This window comes from Aliagarivorans taiwanensis DSM 22990 (assembly GCF_000429505.1).
In the GTDB taxonomy this organism is placed as follows: Bacteria; Pseudomonadota; Gammaproteobacteria; order Enterobacterales; family Celerinatantimonadaceae; genus Aliagarivorans; species Aliagarivorans taiwanensis.
On sequence record NZ_AUBZ01000002.1, the window covers coordinates 259858 to 275604 of the forward strand.

Annotated in this window: 12 protein-coding genes, 1 rRNA gene and 1 riboswitch; of the genes, 9 read left to right on the forward strand and 4 right to left on the reverse strand. The window is 53.1% G+C overall.

Annotated elements, in window-relative coordinates; all coding sequences use genetic code 11:
* Positions 1 to 167: 167 nt before the first annotated feature.
* Positions 168 to 383, forward strand: coding sequence for a 50S ribosomal protein L31 (gene rpmE / locus G462_RS0102800; RefSeq protein WP_026957631.1), 216 nt, complete (start codon positions 168 to 170; stop codon positions 381 to 383).
* Between the two features lie 194 nt (positions 384 to 577).
* Complete coding sequence (locus G462_RS0102805) at positions 578 to 1819, forward strand: malic enzyme-like NAD(P)-binding protein (protein ID WP_026957632.1); 1242 nt, start codon at positions 578 to 580, stop codon at positions 1817 to 1819.
* Positions 1820 to 1894: 75 nt separating this feature from the next.
* On the opposite strand, the gene metJ is transcribed toward G462_RS0102805, so the two are convergent.
* Positions 1895 to 2206: a met regulon transcriptional regulator MetJ gene (gene metJ / locus G462_RS0102810; RefSeq protein ID WP_035476515.1), complete on the reverse strand. Its 312-nt coding sequence runs from the start codon at positions 2204 to 2206 to the stop codon at positions 1895 to 1897.
* A 163-nt stretch (positions 2207 to 2369) separates the two neighbouring features.
* Here metJ and metB point away from each other — a divergent pair, with 163 nt between their 5' ends.
* Together metB and metL are read left to right on the forward strand one after the other, a co-directional pair.
* Complete coding sequence (gene metB / locus G462_RS0102815; RefSeq protein WP_026957634.1) at positions 2370 to 3530, forward strand: cystathionine gamma-synthase; 1161 nt, start codon at positions 2370 to 2372, stop codon at positions 3528 to 3530.
* 19 nt (positions 3531 to 3549) lie between these two features.
* Entirely contained in the window at positions 3550 to 5958 is a 2409-nt protein-coding gene (gene metL / locus G462_RS0102820) for a bifunctional aspartate kinase/homoserine dehydrogenase II (protein ID WP_084404900.1), read from the forward strand.
* A 141-nt stretch (positions 5959 to 6099) separates the two neighbouring features.
* On the opposite strand, the gene G462_RS0102825 is transcribed toward metL, so the two are convergent.
* The gene (locus tag G462_RS0102825; protein ID WP_026957636.1) at positions 6100 to 8199 is read right to left on the reverse strand and encodes an alpha-amylase family glycosyl hydrolase; all 2100 of its coding nucleotides are present in this window, start codon (positions 8197 to 8199) and stop codon (positions 6100 to 6102) included.
* 178 nt (positions 8200 to 8377) lie between these two features.
* Between G462_RS0102825 and fabR the strand changes: the two genes are divergently transcribed.
* Positions 8378 to 8998, forward strand: a complete 621-nt coding sequence (gene fabR, locus G462_RS0102830; RefSeq protein WP_026957637.1) for an HTH-type transcriptional repressor FabR — start codon at positions 8378 to 8380, stop codon at positions 8996 to 8998.
* Between the two features lie 79 nt (positions 8999 to 9077).
* Here the strand turns inward: fabR and trmA are convergent, their stop codons facing one another.
* A complete protein-coding gene (trmA, locus tag G462_RS0102835; protein ID WP_026957638.1) occupies positions 9078 to 10181 on the reverse strand; it encodes a tRNA (uridine(54)-C5)-methyltransferase TrmA in 1104 nt (367 codons plus the stop codon).
* Positions 10182 to 10347: 166 nt separating this feature from the next.
* On the opposite strand from trmA, the gene G462_RS21570 reads away from it, so the two are divergent.
* The 3 genes from G462_RS21570 to murI all read left to right on the forward strand — a co-directional run bounded on the left by G462_RS21570 (position 10348) and on the right by murI (position 14549).
* Positions 10348 to 11580, forward strand: coding sequence for a DUF5610 domain-containing protein (locus G462_RS21570; protein ID WP_051326478.1), 1233 nt, complete (start codon positions 10348 to 10350; stop codon positions 11578 to 11580).
* Between the two features lie 46 nt (positions 11581 to 11626).
* A riboswitch (cobalamin riboswitch) is annotated at positions 11627 to 11862 on the forward strand.
* A gap of 35 nt (positions 11863 to 11897) precedes the next feature.
* A complete protein-coding gene (locus tag G462_RS0102845; protein WP_026957639.1) occupies positions 11898 to 13694 on the forward strand; it encodes a TonB-dependent receptor domain-containing protein in 1797 nt (598 codons plus the stop codon).
* A 69-nt stretch (positions 13695 to 13763) separates the two neighbouring features.
* The gene (gene murI, locus G462_RS0102850; RefSeq protein WP_026957640.1) at positions 13764 to 14549 is read left to right on the forward strand and encodes a glutamate racemase; all 786 of its coding nucleotides are present in this window, start codon (positions 13764 to 13766) and stop codon (positions 14547 to 14549) included.
* Here murI and G462_RS0102855 read toward each other — a convergent pair.
* Positions 14546 to 14992, reverse strand: a complete 447-nt coding sequence (locus G462_RS0102855; RefSeq protein ID WP_026957641.1) for an RNA recognition motif domain-containing protein — start codon at positions 14990 to 14992, stop codon at positions 14546 to 14548. The genes murI and G462_RS0102855 overlap by 4 nt on opposite strands.
* A gap of 559 nt (positions 14993 to 15551) precedes the next feature.
* On the opposite strand from G462_RS0102855, the gene G462_RS0102860 reads away from it, so the two are divergent.
* A 16S ribosomal RNA gene (locus G462_RS0102860) occupies positions 15552 to 15747 on the forward strand; the annotation flags it as partial.

Sequence of the window (15747 nt, forward strand, 5' to 3'; positions counted from 1 at the left end):
TGAAAAAATCCTCAATAATTGTTCGGGGATCCTTGCTTGGTTGAGCGGCTTACTATAGAATTCGCGACCTAAAATTTGTTAAGGCTCTGATAGAGTTTAATTCGTGTGGTGTTTGGTGCTGGTTACAGTGATCAAATGGCGACACGGCCCATGATTGAGGTAATCCCATGAAAACTGATATCCATCCTACCTACGAGACTCTTACTGCTAAGTGTTCTTGCGGTAACGTAATCGAAACCAAATCAACCCGTACTGGTGAGATGTTCTTGGACGTATGTGACAAGTGCCACCCGTTCTACACTGGTAAGCAACGTGTTGTTGATACCGGCGGTCGTGTTGATCGTTTCAACAAAAAATTCGGCATGCTGGGTGGCAAGAAGTAAGACTTCTTACTGCACCAACACGCAAAGAGAAGCGCCGCAAGGCGCTTTTTTTATATCTATAGCAAGCCTGTGAATGTGTTATGCCCCATCGATATGTCGCTAATCTGCTGATAGACGATGTTTTTATAACGCATTTTTACTAACATGCCTTAGAGAACAATAATCACCTAACTTAACTTCGCTCAGGAAGCGCTATGTCGGATCTAAGAGAACGAGCCCTCGATTACCATGCTAACCCTCGCCCGGGGAAGATCAGTGTAGAACTGACCAAGCCGGCAGAAAACGCCGATGACCTATCATTGGCCTACAGCCCCGGGGTTGCAGAGCCGGTACGCGAGATTGCCGACAACCCAGAAAACGCTTATCGCTACACCGCCAAAGGCAACTTGGTGGCGGTGATTTCCAACGGTACCGCGATCCTCGGTCTGGGTAACTTGGGTCCACTTGCCTCGAAGCCGGTGATGGAAGGCAAGGCCCTATTGTTTAAGCGCTTTGCTGGTCTGGACTCGATTGATATTGAGGTGACTCACCGTAGTCCGCAAGAGTTTATCGACACCGTAGCGAACATTGCTGACACCTTCGGCGGTATCAACCTGGAAGACATCAAAGCTCCGGAGTGCTTTGAGATTGAGAAAGCCCTGGTCGAGCGCTGCCAAATCCCGGTGTTCCATGATGACCAACACGGCACCGCGATTGTGACCGCCGCCGGTATGCTGAACGCGTTAGAGGTACAGGGTAAGCGTATAGAGGATGCGATCATTGTCTGTATGGGCGCTGGCGCAGCGGCAATTGCCTGTATGGAGCTGCTGATCAAGTGTGGCGCGATGCGCGAGAAGATCTACATGCTCGACCGCAAAGGCGTGATCCACACCCGCCGTGACGACCTCAATGAGTACAAGATGCTGTTTGCCAACAATACCGACAAGCGCACCTTGGAAGATGTTATCTCAGGCGCCGATGTATTCGTTGGGGTATCGGGGCCGGACTTGCTGCCGCCAGAGGCGGTGGCACTAATGGCTGAGAACCCGGTGATCTTCGCCTGCTCAAACCCCGACCCTGAGATTAAGCCAGAGCTGGCTCACGAGGTACGTGACGATCTGATAATGGCCACCGGCCGCAGCGATTACCCGAATCAGGTAAACAACGTGCTGTGCTTCCCATTTATCTTCCGTGGCGCTTTGGATGCGCGCGCCCACACCATCAATGATGAAATGAAGGTGGCGGCGGTAAACGCGATTCGTGAAGTGGCAAAGTTGCCGGTGCCAAAAGAAGTGTTGGCTGCATCGGGCGATACCAGCCTAGAGTTTGGCCGTGAGTACATAATCCCTAAACCGATGGACCCGCGCCTGCTGCCCTATGTGGCAAAAGCGGTGGCTGAAGCTGCGGTTGAATCGGGCGTTGCGCGAGTGGAACTGCCGGAAGGTTATATGGCATAAGTGCCGCTTAGATACTAAAAAGCCCAGTCTCGGAACTGGGCTTTTTTGCGTTAGGGCTTTAACTTAAGAAGATAACTACTCTTCTTCAGATGGCTCGATATTGAGCTCTTTCATCAACTCAATGGCGCTGCTGGGAATTACCTGATTCTTATCTTTGGTTAGGTCTTCATCGGCAGGAAGTGGCTGGCCGGTGTAGGCATGCAGAAACGCTTCGCACAGTAGCTCGCTGTTGGTGGCGTGGCGCAGGTTGTTTACCTGGCGGCGGGTACGTTCATCGGTAAGGATCTTCAGTACCTTTAATGGGATAGATACAGTAATCTTTTTGACCTGCTCATTTTTTTTGCCATGTTCTGCATATGGGCTGATCCACTCACCGTTCCACTTCATGGTATTTTCTTCAGTTGACAGTTAAACACGCAGATATTGTAACCAGCAGCTGTAAATTTGGCAATCCAAGGGCTTAGATTTCTAGACGTCCAGATGCCTTGACGTCTTTGTTTGTGCTGGTAAAGTGTCTGCCTCAAGGAAAAGAACCATGGAGTTAGCGGTCATGTCCAAACAACCTCTGCAAAGTGCCACCACCGCGGTACGCACTGGTATCGAAAGCGATACCCAACACGGCGCGGTAGTACCGCCGATCTATCTATCCACCAATTACAGCTTTGCCGGGTTTAATCAAAAGCGCGATTTTGACTACAGCCGCTCGGGCAATCCTACCCGTCAGGTGCTGGCCGATGCCATGGCTGGCTTGGAGCATGGTGCCGGTGCGATTATTACTAACACCGGTATGTCGGCGGTAAACCTGGTGACTTCGTTGCTCTCTCCTGGCGATCTGCTGGTGGCTCCGCACGACTGCTATGGCGGCAGCTACCGCTTGTTCGACTCATTGGCCAAGAAGCAGGCCTTTGAAGTGCTGTTTGTCGACCAAACCGATAGTGAGGCCTTGGCAGAAGCGTTGGCACGCAAGCCAAAACTAATCTGGCTGGAAACCCCCAGCAACCCGCTGCTGCGTCTGGTGGATATCGAAGCCATCTGCCAGCAGGCCAAGGCTATCGATGCGCTTACCGTGGTCGATAACACCTTCTTATCGCCAGCCCTGCAGCAGCCAATTACTTTGGGTGCTGATATCGTGGTGCACTCTGCCACCAAGTATCTTAATGGCCACTCCGATGTAGTCTCTGGCGTGGTGGTCACCAAAGAAGCGGAACTTCATGAAGAACTAAGCTGGTGGGCAAACTGCTTGGGCTTAACCGGCTCGGCGTTCGACTCCTACCTTTGCTTGCGCGGTCTACGCACACTGGCGGCGCGCATGGATTACCACCAACGTAATGCCCAAGTATTGGTGGAGTATTTACAGCGAGAAGAGCTGGTCAGCAAGGTGTACTACCCGGGGCTGGAGGATCACCCTCAGTATCAGTTGGCTAAGCGTCAGCAGCATGGTTTTGGTGCGATGTTTAGCTTCGAAGTCGACATGGATCAGAGACAACTGGAATGCTTTCTGCAAGAGTTACAGTTGTTTTCACTGGCCGAGTCGCTGGGCGGCGTAGAAAGTTTGATCGCCCACCCCGCAACCATGACCCATGCCGCCATGTCTGAAGAAGCATTGGCGCAAGCGGGAATATCGCAACGCTTGTTGCGGGTATCGGTGGGGCTAGAGGATGGCCAGGACCTGCTGGCCGATTTACAGCGGGCGTTTGAAGCTAGCAGATAGACCGCTCACGAGGGCCTTAATGAGCAATCGACACGTACATAAATTTGGAGGGAGCAGCCTGGCCGATGCCGCCTGCTTCCAGCGAGTAGCTGAGATCGTTATCTCTCACAGCGATCAGCAGGATCTGGTCGTTGTCTCTGCTGCCGGTAAAACCACCAACCGTATCCTTACTATCCTACAGCTCGCCAGCGATGCCGATATGGCTGCCGCCGAAGGGCTAAGCAGCTTGATTGCCTTTCAGCGCGGCTTGGTTGAGCAACTGCTCGAGTCGGTTCCCGCCGCCGAGCTTATCGATATGCTGGAAGCCGATCACCGTGAGATGAGTGGACTGCTCGAAGGCGGCCTCGATCCTTTCGTGCGCAACGAGCTGTTATCGTTTGGTGAGCGCTGGTCGGCCCGGCTGCTAAATGCGCTGCTAAATCAGCGTGGTTGCGAGAGCCATTGGCTGGACTCGCGGCAGTTTTTTAAGGCAGAGCGTGGCGCTCAACCGCAGGTCGATGCCGAGCAAAGTGCGCCATTATTGGGCGCCTTGTTGGAGCAACATCCCGGTTGTCGCATCGTGGTGACCGGTTTTATTGCCAGCGACAGCCAAGGGCGCACTGTTACCCTTGGGCGCAATGGCAGTGATTACTCAGCGACCGAAGTGGCAGCGCTTTGCGACGCCGTATCCACCACCATCTGGAGTGATGTGGCAGGGATCTACAGCGCCGACCCACGCTTGGTCAAAGACGCCCGGCTACTTGAAAAGCTCGCGCTCAACGAAGCCGCCGAGCTCTCTCGCATTGGCAACTCGGTGCTGCATGCCCGTACCCTCGAGCCGGTACGCCGTTCCCGCCAACGGGTGAGTCTGCGTTGCAGTTATAGCCCGGACGAAGGCCAGACCCAGATCCATCGCCAACGGCTAAAATCCAGTGGTGCCAAGATCGTTACTTCAGTGGAGCAACTGGTGCTATGCGAGCTGCAGTTTGCTCCCGACCAAGCGGACAATGCCACGGCCGTGCTCAGCGAGCTGGAAGCCTGCCATCTGTCGCCGATTACCCTGCATCACCATCAAGCCTCGGGCGCGTTGCGCCTTGCCTATACCCCAGAGCTTGTCGACGAAGTGCTGGCAAGGCTCAACGAGTGGCAGGCGCGTTTCGAGATTACCGATATCGCCCGCCGCGAAGATTATTCACTGATTGCTTTAGTGGGCGCCGGAGTGGCTGAAAACACTGAGCAGTGTTATCACTTTTTCCAGCACTTGGCTAAGCAGCCGCTGGAGTTTATCCACTCCAGTAAGGACAAGCTCAGCCTGTGTGCGGTGTTGCGTAAGGTGGCTCTCGAGCCGCTGATTAAAGAGCTGCATGGGGTGATGTTTAAGCCGCCGGTGAAGCTTGGTTTGGTGGTGTTTGGTCGCGGCAATATTGGCTCGCACTGGCTAGAGTTACTGGCCCGTCAGCGCAAGTCGCTGGAGGACAAGCACAATATCCAGTTGAGCTTGGCGGCGCTGCTCGATAGCGACGGCCTGCAGCTCGATTTTAACGGGCTGGACTTGGATAGCATCCTCGATGAGTTCTCGCCCCAGCCCTTTGTCTGGCAGGAGCTACTCGATACCCTCAAGCTTCATCCCTTTGATGAGCTGGTGGTGGTCGATATTACCGCCAGCGAAACGGTGAGCAACTATTATGGCGAGTTTGCCTCGCGTGGCTTCCATGTGATTGCCGCCAACAAGCTGGCCAGTAGCGCCCCCTATGAGGAGTATCGTGCGCTCAAGCAACGCTTTGTTGATCACAACGCCTACTGGCTGGCCAATGCCACCGTGGGTGGAGCACTGCCGGTGCAGTCGGCGATCCATATGCTCAATCAGGCAGGGGATCAGGTTAAGGCGATCTCTGGGATCTTCTCCGGCACTTTGAGTTTGCTGTTCCAGCAGTTCGATGGCTCGGTGCCATTCTCGGTATTGCTGGAGCAAGCTTGGCAGCGTGGCCTGACCGAACCCGATCCGCGTGAAGACTTATCGGGACAAGACGTGCGCCGTAAGCTGTTGATGCTGGCGCGCGAGGCGGGAATGGCGCTAGACATTCGCCAGATCAAACTGCAATCGCTGATCCCCGAGTCGCTATTGGAGCTAAGTGTCGACGAGTTCCTCGACGAGCTACACCAGTTGGATGAGCTGATGGAGCAGGCGCTGGAAGATGCCCGCGAGGATGGGCTAGTGTTGCGTTATGTGGCGCGCATCGAGCGTGATGGCAGCGCGACTGTTGGCTTGGAAACGCTGGAGCCGGATGAGCCCTTCGCCAACCTTAAACCCTGTGACCATGTGTTTGCCATCGAGTCTGATTGGTATAAGCCTTACCCAATGGTTATCCAAGGGCCGGGCTCGGGTCGCGATGTAACGGCAGGTGCGCTGCAGGCTGACTTAGTGAGCCTGTGTAAGCGTTTCTCCTAGCGCTACTGATAAAAAAAGCCCTAACACGCAAAGTGTTAGGGCAAGGCACCAATATAGTGAGACGAGAGTGACTCAGTGTTGTGCTAAGGAACGAACGACAGTTAGAAATTGAAACCGAGGGGCCGTAAGGCCCCTTTTTACTTACTCACAGAGGCTGACCATCATTGAGCCAGACTCTAGACCGCTATCAACCTCCATGCTGTAGACATAACGCCCAGCCTGAGGGATCACGATATTCATTTCAGTACCGTTACCGGAGATCTTGGCCAGATCTTGTGTTGCTGCGATATTCACAACTGCACTAGGTGTAGAGAGCTCGAAATCCCAGTCGGCATCGGCAAACTTAAAGCCAAACGCGGTAGCCGCAGGCTCGTCAATCACCACCTGATAGAGATTACCGCCTTTGTACTGAAGCTGGTGGCTAGCGGGTGTGCCCCAGTCGCCGCCGCTGTAGTTACCGCGCATGTATACTGCGGTGCCAACTGGCCCGCTACCAGATACCGTTGGGGTATCACAGCGAGCGAGTGGGCCGCTGCCGGTCAGGCCGCCGTCACCACCTTGTTGCGGCCCATCGGCACTTGGACTGAGTACTTCCAAGAACAGGCTCTCTAGCGCAGCAACCTCGATGGTGTAGCCTCCGGAGGCGATATCCATGGTTTGCTCGGTCAGCAGGTCTTTCAGCTGGCCTTCACTACCGATCTCTTCACCGGTTACTGCAATTGAGACAGCGCTATTTGAGGTGTTGCTAATAAATAGCACCACGTTGCTGCCGGATTGCTTGTGGGCAAAGAATACCTCTGCTGAGTCATCGTGACCGATAATGGTTTGCTCACCTTTGTACAGCGCCGGGTTCGCGGCGCGCACACTCATCAACTCGCTGATGTAGTCGCGCAGATCGCTTTGCTGAGCATTCGCTGTGAACACGGCGCCAGACTCGCCACTCGGCATGCCTTCGATCTTGCCGCTGGTGCGTGCAACATGGTCATCACACAAGCCATTGATGGCGCAAGAGCTGCTACTATCTCTGTCGGCAAAGCCTTCCAGTTCATCACCGATCTCATCGCCGTAGTACATGGTGATGGGGCCAGAATAGGCGCTCAAGAAGGCATAGGCAGCTTTATGGCGATCCCAGTACTCCTGCTCGTTTGGTTGGGTAATGTCGCCACGTTCAAGTAAGTCGCCGAAGCGAACCAAATCGTGGTTGCCGATAAAGCCATTCGGTACTGCGTGAGAAGGGTTAGCCAGCTGGGTGTTGTAACCGGCAACCAAGGTGTTGGCGTTACCACCACCGCTACCACTTTCTTCCACAGCATAGGTTTGTACCATGCGATAACGCATCGGGAAGTCGAAGGCTGAGCAGAGTCCCGGCGCCTCCTCTGGGCCATAGCCTTCTTCACGAATTTGGGTACCGCCACCGTCCCATATCTCGGCCACCATGTAGCCAAGCGGGTTAACGGTTTCACCATCAGCATTGGTATAAGTTACCGTTGCGGCTGCATCTTCTACTGCCTTGCGGATCTCACCCCATGCACCAACCGGCACCTGATAGGCTTGGTCCAAACGCCAGCCGTCGATCTTTAGCTCCTCAACCCAATAGCTGGCAACCTCTTTAAAGAAGTCGATATCGCCGGGGTAGACCGCTTCGCGCCCTGTTGCGCCTTGAGCAACCCCATTGGTGCTTAGCGTTAGGCCGGAAGGTGAGGGATAGTCTTGAGCGTTGGTCTTAAAGTGGCCGAATACGCCATCGAAGAACACATACATACCGCGGGCGTGCGCCTGCTCAACTAAGCTGCGGGCGGTATCCATATCGCCAAAGTTCGGGTCGATATTGAAGAAGTTGGTGGCGAAGTAGCCGGTGGCATCTAAGCGATCTGCCCAGTGGTCCTGCCCTGAAATCGGCACAGACTCGAACACGGGGGTTAGCCAAATCGCGTTCATGCCCAAGTCTTGGATGTAATCCAGTGAGTCGATGATCCCCTGCAGATCGCCCATATGGTGGCTGGTGCCATAACCCGTGCCATGGCCGATGTTGCTGTCGCCATTAATAAAGGCCTCGGTCATCACCTGATAGATACGCAGTTCCATTGCTTTGTCGTAGACCGCATCAGTACAGGCATAAGGGGTGTATTGGTGATCGCCGCCACCGCCACTACCGCCGCCGTTGTCGCTTGAGCCACCGCCTCCGCCGCCACAGGCCGCTAAGGTCAAGCTCATTGCTAGAACCAATGAAGAGTGTTTCATGCTACTTTCCCATTTCCTTTTGGTATTATGGCTTGATTACAACACAGACTTTTTTTGAAGTCGGATGACAGCGTTTTCAACTTTGATAAAGATTGAAGCAGCTCCCAAGAAAGGCTTTTCAAAGTTTTCGCTTAGTAAGGGTCCTCATGTATCATGAGGCGGATTTTGGAGGAGTTGCATGAGTGGCGTAAGAGCACAGCAAAAAGAAAAGACCCGTCGGGCGATTATCGAGGCGGCATTTCGCCAGCTAAGTCCCGAGCATAGCTTGGCCAATTTGAGCCTGCGTGAAGTTGCGCGCGAGGCGGGTATCGCACCGACCTCGTTCTATCGCCATTTCGACGACATGGAGCAGCTCGGCCTGACCTTGGTGGATGAGGGCGGTCTCACCCTTCGCCAGTTGATGCGCAAAGCGCGCCAGCGAATCCAAAACTCCGGCGGTAGCGTCATCGCCACATCGGTCAGCACCTTTATGGAGTTTGTAAGCGACAACCCCAACATCTTTCGCCTGCTACTTCGTGAACGCTCTGGCACCTCACCGGCTTTTCGTGCTGCGGTTGAGCGCGAGATCAGCCACTTTATTGCCGAACTAGGCGATTATCTGGAAGTGAAAAACCCGTGTTCGGCAGAAGATGCCCGCTTGCAAGCCGAGGCCATGGTGATTGTGGTGTTCCATGCCGGCGCATCTGCGCTGGATATGCTTGAGCCTGAGCGCAAAGAGCTGGCCGAACGCACCATCAAGCAGCTAAAGATCATCGCTAAAGGTGCCAGTCACTATAATCAGGCCAAGCCTTTGAGCTAATCTGTCAGCAGCGAACCCTAAAGATAAAAGAACCCGACTAGCTCGGGTTCTGTTTTATCTGGCTGGGGAAACTCTGTGCTTACTTGCGGCGTAGGTAGACACCCGCTTCCATATGGTGGGTATAGGGAAACTGATCAAACAGCGCCCAGTGCTCGATAACATGGGTGTCGGTCAGCTGCTTAAGGTTATCGAACAGGGTGTCAGGGTTACACGAAACATACAGGATGTTGTCGTAGCCTTGCACCATATCCAGGGTTGCCTGATCGAGGCCAGCGCGCGGTGGGTCCACAAAGATGGTGTTGCACTGGTAGTCGGCTAAGTCGATACCTGCCTGCTCAAGGCGGCGGAAGCTGCGCTCGCCATTGATCGCCTGGGTAAACTCTTCCGCTGACAGGCGTAGGATCTTGAGATTATCCACGCCGTTTTTCTCGATATTGTATTGGGCAGAGTCTACCGATGGCTTGGCGATCTCGGTGGCTAGCACCTTGTCAAAGTTCTGGGCGAGCGCGATAGAGAAGTTGCCGTTACCGCAGTACAACTCAAGTAGGTCGCCCTCGCTGTGTGCCGTGGCTTGTAGCGCCCACTCCAGCATATGCTGATTCACTACTGCGTTGGGCTGAGTAAAGCTGTTCTCGATCTGTTTGTAGTAAAGGGTATTGCCGTTGACGGTCAGCGCTTCCTCGACCCAGTCTTGGTCAAGGCACCACTTCTGTTTACGGGCGCGGCCAATTAATTGCACATCGTAGTCTTGGCGCAGCTCGTCGCGCATCGCTTCGGCTTGTGCTTGCCACTCGTCATCCAACTGTCGGTGATACAGCAGGCTGATGATGACTTGGCCGCTCAAGGTCGACAGGTAGTCAATCTGGAACACTTTGTTGCGCAGCCGCGGGCGCTGCTTGAGCTGCTCAAGCACCTTGGGCATCAACTCATTAATCAGCGCGCTAGCTGGCGGGAAGCTATCAACCCGGTACTTCTGCTTGGTCTGCTGATCAAACATGATGTAGTAGAGGTCATCGCCATCGTGCCACACCCGAAATTCGGCGCGCATCCGATAGTGCTTGAGCGGTGAGGCAAATACCTGAGGTTGTGGCGGTGAGAACTCGGCAAACTGTTGGCAGCGTTGCTGGGTCTTGTCATCCAGTTGAGTTTGATATTGCTCTGGGTAATAAGGTAGTGGGCTCATCGACACATACTCAGGGTTAAAGGGAGCGCAATTTAGCCAGTCAAACAGCGAATTGTCCAGTTTAGACGCATTTTTAGTGAAAAAACTTTAAAGTCTAAAAGGCACTGGCCGATACAGAGTGACTCGGGGTGTTCTAACTATTTAAGCATTGCTTACAGGAGGCGATATGAACAAGGTTGATGGATTAGCGAACTCCCACCTGCGCCAGTACGCGGAACAACTACTGCAGCAACATCGCGGCAGTGCGGCCACCAAGCTGGCGGGGCCAGCGCAAGACAAAGCAGAGTTGCATCAGCGAGGGACCATTGCCACCCACGTTGTGCTCAGCTCGGTCGAGAAATACAGTATGGCGCTCAACCCTGCCAAACCGGTTGAGATGCCCAAGCCAGAGAACACCTCGCTGTTCGACGCCAAAGAGGTGGCGAATAATGTATTGAGTTTCGTTGCCGGGGCGCTGTTCGGTGCCAAACAAGAGGGCGCCGATGACGACACCTTGCTGGAGATGATGAGTCAGGCGCGCAAAGGTGTGGATATGGGCTTCGAGTCGGCTCGAGAAGAGCTTAGTGATGCAGGCCTGCTCGATGAAGAGTTGGAGCAGGGGATTACCTCAGCTTACGACCTGATCCAAAAAGGCCTCGACGATCTTGAAGCTAATGATTTTGAGCGCCCGCAAGCATCACCGCTTGGCGGACTAACAGGCATTGGCATGTCGCAAAGCCAAGCTGGCTCGCTTGAGCTCGAGACCCGCGAAGGTGACAAGGTATCCATCAGCTTTAATTACGGACGTGCATCGAGCTGGGAAGTGGGCTCCAACGAACAGGGTAACTATCTTGTCGGCAGTATGAGCCAGAGTCAGTCGATTAGCTTTAGCGTAGAGGGCGATCTCAATGAAGATGAACTCGCCGCTATCGCGGATTTGATTAAGCAAGTCGATGAAGTGGGTGCGCAGTTCTTCAATGGCAATCTGGATCAGGCGTTTAACCAAGCGCTGGAAATCGGCTTTGACCAAGAGCAGCTAGTGGGCTTTGCCGTGGAATACACTCAGCAAACATCGGTCAGTGCGACAGCAGCCTACCAGCCTCAGTCTCAAGGTGGTGCGCCTGCTGGCAACCAGTTGGTACCAGAGCTCAGCCAGTTTATTGACCAATGGCAGCAAGTCCAAGACCGTGTGCGCAATTTGTTTGCCGAGCCCAATATTGCGCAGCAAGGGCTACTTGAGCAGATCCTCCCGCTAGCTGCAGCCGGACTGCAGCCTGCTGAAGAGAGCGATGATCAAGAGGCCGGTGAGAATGCGCCAGCACAGGCTAACCCGGTGGAGCGTTTCACCTCTTTTACCTCGGTTCTTGAGCAAGTATTGGCTAACCTACCTGAGCAAAGCCGCGACCAAAACGTTGAATAATCACATCTAAATGTCACCCGGAGCTGCTTTTTGCTCCGGGCTTCTCTATAATTGCCCGCGCTGTGGTGATCGAGCGATGTCTGTATCGACTCGATTGAAAAGGGAATCCGGTGAGAATCCGGAGCTGTCGCGCAGCGGTATTGAGGAACGAAAGCTCAAGGATGGGGAAGCCCCATATCCAGACACTATGCCATGCATGGGAAGTCGTAGCCTAGGACCACAAACCAGCTCTTGGTTTGCCTGCCTCTAAGTCCGAAGACCTGCCACAACCGAGCTGCAATCAGCAGCATATTCTACGCGTAATAGGATTGATAAAAATGGACGCTAAAAAAACCTTGGCGCTGGCAGTGGCAGCCACGCTTTCGCATGCCGTTTCGGCAGAGCAAACTTCCCCTGATGAAACCTTTGTGGTTACCGCAAGTCGATTCGAACAACCTATCGACTCTGTGATTGCTCCTCTGACCATCATTGACCGCCAACAGATCGAGCAGAGTGCTGCTAACGACCTGCTTGATCTGCTCGCTGCCCAGCCGGGGATTCAAATTGCCCGTAACGGCGGTCGTGGTCAGACCGGAGCAATATTTATCCGTGGCGCTGCCTCTAACCAGAGTGTGGTGTTGCTCAATGGCACCCGCCTCAATAGCGCAACTAACGGGACGGCTCAGATTGGCCTGCTGGCGCTTGATCTGATCGAGCGGGTGGAAATTGTGCGCGGTGCCAGGGCTTCCATCTATGGTGCTGATGTGATTGGCGGGGTCATCAACATCATTACGCGGCCTAAGACAGGAACCAACCAGCTTGACCTGCTGCTGGGGGCGGGCAGTGATGACCGTTACTTTGGAGGCGTCCGGGCAGTAAGGCAGATTGCAGACACACAACTGTATCTGGCGGCAAACCGTGACGAGAGTAAGGGTTATGACTTTTTGCCGGAAGATGGTGCCAGTGAGCGTTACGGTTATGAGAGCAATAACCTTCAGCTGGGACTAAGCTCGGCACTGACTCAGGAGCTGAGTCTAGATCTGAGTTACCTCTATCAGAAGGGTGAAGCGGACTTTGATGCCAATGGTAGGTCACTAAGTGAGGGCCGTAAACATCTGGTCGATGCGGCCCTTGAGTACCGCCGCTCGGCCTGGTTCAGCAAACTGATGCTCAACTACATGGATGATCGCGATAAAAGTACCGCGCCTTCCTGGAGCAGCCTCTATTCCACTCAGCGCTCTCAGGCGCACTGGCTGGGTGGTTTGCAGTTGAACCCGAATTGGTTGCTACAGGCAGGAGCCGAGTGGAAGGAGGACGACGTCTCTGAGTCGGTAGCCGGCTTTACGGATGACAAGCGTATCAACCGTGCCGTGCATGCAGGCCTGATGTTTGAACAGGGACCTTACAATGCCGAATTGGGCCTTCGTTATGATGACAACTCGGATTATGGTTCAGACACGAACTACAACTTGGGCGCCAGTGCCTGGCTAGGCGACAACTGGAAAATTCTTGCCCTTCACAGTACGGCATTCCGTGCCCCCAATTTTAATGAGCTCTACAATCCCTGGGGTGGAAATCCGACCCTAAATCCTGAAAAAGCTACTAACTATGAGCTGGGGCTCCAGGGGCACTTTAGCAGGTTTGAACTGAGCCTGAATGCCTATCGCAATGATATTGACGATCTGATCTCGGTGTGGCCGATTGAGAACATCGGTAGAGCAAGAATTACCGGTGTGGAGCTGGATCTCGGATTTGAGACTGGGTCGGTCGACCACCGGTTAATCGCTGAGTGGATGGATCCGGAAGATCGGATCAGCGGAAATCAGCTAGCTCGACGCGCCAAAGAGAAGTTAACCTGGCAGACCGGAGTGAGCATCGCGAAGTGGCAGCTCAACGGCGAGTGGTTATGGCGCGGCAAAGCCTATGAGGATGCTGCGAATACCATCGAAATTGATGCCTACCAGTTGTTGAACCTATCGGCCCGTTATCTGCTCAAGGATAACTGGAGTGTCGATGCTAAACTGCATAACTTATTGGACGAGGAGTATACAACCGCCCTTGGCTTCGCACCGGCACACTTACCCTACCTAGCTCCGGGACGCAGTTTTGAGTTAAGCACTCGTTATCGTTTCTGATACATAGAGCGGCTTGCAACTCTGCCCTGGCTTTTATTAAGCTAGGGCTGAATTTTATGTGGTAAGGCTATGAGTAAGCATATTCTCTTTTTTGATTCCGGTGTCGGCGGCCTGAGCGTTCTGGAGGAAACCCGCCGACTTAACCCGTATTATTGCTATAGCTACCTGTTTGATAATCATTGCTTTCCTTATGGCGAACTCAGTGAAGCGGCGTTGCTGAAGCGTGTCGCTACTTTGCTGGATGCCGCTGCCGCTCGACTGGCCCCTAATTTAGTTGTAATCGCCTGCAATACTGCCAGTACGATTGTGTTACCAGTGCTGCGAAGGCATCTTAGTGTTCCGGTGGTGGGGGTTGTACCTGCCATTAAGCCAGCCGCAAAGCTATCCGCCAATCGCCACATCGGTTTGCTTGCAACGCCGGGCACGGTAAAGCGCACCTATACCGAAGCCTTGATCAACGAGTTTGCGGCCGATTGCCGGATAGAGTTTCTCGGTTCTACCCGTTTAGTGGAACTGGCTGAGATGAAGTTAGCAGGGGAGTCGCTGGATTATCGACGTGAAGTTACTGAGATAGTAAAGCCTTGGTCGACCCTATCCTCCTTAGATTGTGTGGTGCTCGGCTGCACTCACTTTCCTTTATTAAAGGAAGAGGTGACCCAAGCCTTGGGCGGACGCGTGAGTTGTGTTGACTCCGGGGAAGCGATCGCAAGACGTGTCGCTAGCTTGCTTCCGGATGCATCTAGTAGTGCGGTAAGTCCTATATTGCACGCATACGCCACCAAGGCTGTTGACCAGCGATTGGTTGAACGTGGTCTAGCTAAATATGGTTTTAACCATATTCAGCTATTTAACTAACCTTCTTTACGTTCGTTCGCCACACGCACTTTCAGGGTGCGCTGCTGGTACTCATGTTCGTTTAGCGCATCGATAGCACGGTCGGCATCGTTTGCCGCCATCTCGACAAAGCCAAAGCCTCGACGTTTTCCGGTCTGCTTATCTTTCAACAAGCGCACAGAGACGACTTTACCGTGCTCTGAAAACAGCTCGCGTACCGCTGACTCGTTTGCACGATAAGGAAGGTTCCCAACATAAAGCGTCTGAGTATCGGTAACGGCTTCTGGAGAACTGGTTTCAGTAGCGTTCTTTTCTGAAGACTTAGGAATAAAGGAAAGTGCTCCACCGACTAATACAGCGAATGAAAGGTAGATAGGGTGGAAAGCATCATTAATAGCGCCGCCAACGAAATACGCGAGCACAGCAGCGACGAGCAAAAGCATCACAAGTATCGAATTGTTCATAATTAAATCAAAGCTATCTAATTGTAAGTATTACTGTTCCAACGCCAGACATGTTAGCTGGCTAATTTCTAGTTAGCTAGAAATTGAACAACTTTATTTAATAAATTTGCATTAAACCACAAATACTTTTAAATCATAGGCTTAGTTTGAGACCTTCGCCATTGTCTGTGGATAAGTCTGTGAGTTAGTTGGGGCTTGTCTGGGGGCTGTTTTTTGTCCCAAATTTTCTTCAAAAAAACGCTTGCGCAAAAGAATCCGATCCCTATAATGCACCTCCGCTGACAGGGCAAACGCCCACGGTTAGCAAGGCGTCGACACTAAGTGTTACGCCGGGTGAGTCAGGATTCACCGCTTGAAAAAACTTTTAAAAAAAGCTTTGACAAGCACTCAGAAATCCTTAGAATTCGCCCTCGCTTCTCACGGGAAGCAACGTTCTTTAACAAGTTATCAAGCAATCTGTGTGGGCACTCACGAGATGTGAAGCGACAAAAAAATTCGCTTCAAATTATCCTGAGTGAACGCAACGTTAATTCAGTGATTTATTTGAGCAAACAACTTTTATTTGAAGAGTTTGATCATGGCTCAGATTGAACGCTGGCGGCAGGCTTAACACATGCAAGTCGAGCGGAAACGACAGTAACAATCCTTCGGGTGCGTTATTGGGCGTCGAGCGGCGGACGGGTGAGTAATGCTTGGGAATATGCCTTTACGTGGGGGACAACAGTTGGAAACGACTGCTAATACCGCATAATGTC

What these genes read in the sequence shown, in the direction of transcription:
- rpmE (WP_026957631.1), top strand. Translation starts at nt 168, where the DNA reads ATGAAAACTGATATCCATCCTACCTACGAGACTCTTACTGCTAAGTGT.
- G462_RS0102805 (WP_026957632.1), top strand. Translation starts at nt 578, where the DNA reads ATGTCGGATCTAAGAGAACGAGCCCTCGATTACCATGCTAACCCTCGC.
- metJ (WP_035476515.1), bottom strand. Translation starts at nt 2,206, where the DNA reads ATGAAGTGGAACGGTGAGTGGATCAGCCCATATGCAGAACATGGCAAA.
- metB (WP_026957634.1), top strand. Translation starts at nt 2,370, where the DNA reads ATGTCCAAACAACCTCTGCAAAGTGCCACCACCGCGGTACGCACTGGT.
- metL (WP_084404900.1), top strand. Translation starts at nt 3,550, where the DNA reads ATGAGCAATCGACACGTACATAAATTTGGAGGGAGCAGCCTGGCCGAT.
- G462_RS0102825 (WP_026957636.1), bottom strand. Translation starts at nt 8,199, where the DNA reads ATGAAACACTCTTCATTGGTTCTAGCAATGAGCTTGACCTTAGCGGCC.
- fabR (WP_026957637.1), top strand. Translation starts at nt 8,378, where the DNA reads ATGAGTGGCGTAAGAGCACAGCAAAAAGAAAAGACCCGTCGGGCGATT.
- trmA (WP_026957638.1), bottom strand. Translation starts at nt 10,181, where the DNA reads ATGAGCCCACTACCTTATTACCCAGAGCAATATCAAACTCAACTGGAT.
- G462_RS21570 (WP_051326478.1), top strand. Translation starts at nt 10,348, where the DNA reads ATGAACAAGGTTGATGGATTAGCGAACTCCCACCTGCGCCAGTACGCG.
- G462_RS0102845 (WP_026957639.1), top strand. Translation starts at nt 11,898, where the DNA reads ATGGACGCTAAAAAAACCTTGGCGCTGGCAGTGGCAGCCACGCTTTCG.
- murI (WP_026957640.1), top strand. Translation starts at nt 13,764, where the DNA reads ATGAGTAAGCATATTCTCTTTTTTGATTCCGGTGTCGGCGGCCTGAGC.
- G462_RS0102855 (WP_026957641.1), bottom strand. Translation starts at nt 14,992, where the DNA reads ATGAACAATTCGATACTTGTGATGCTTTTGCTCGTCGCTGCTGTGCTC.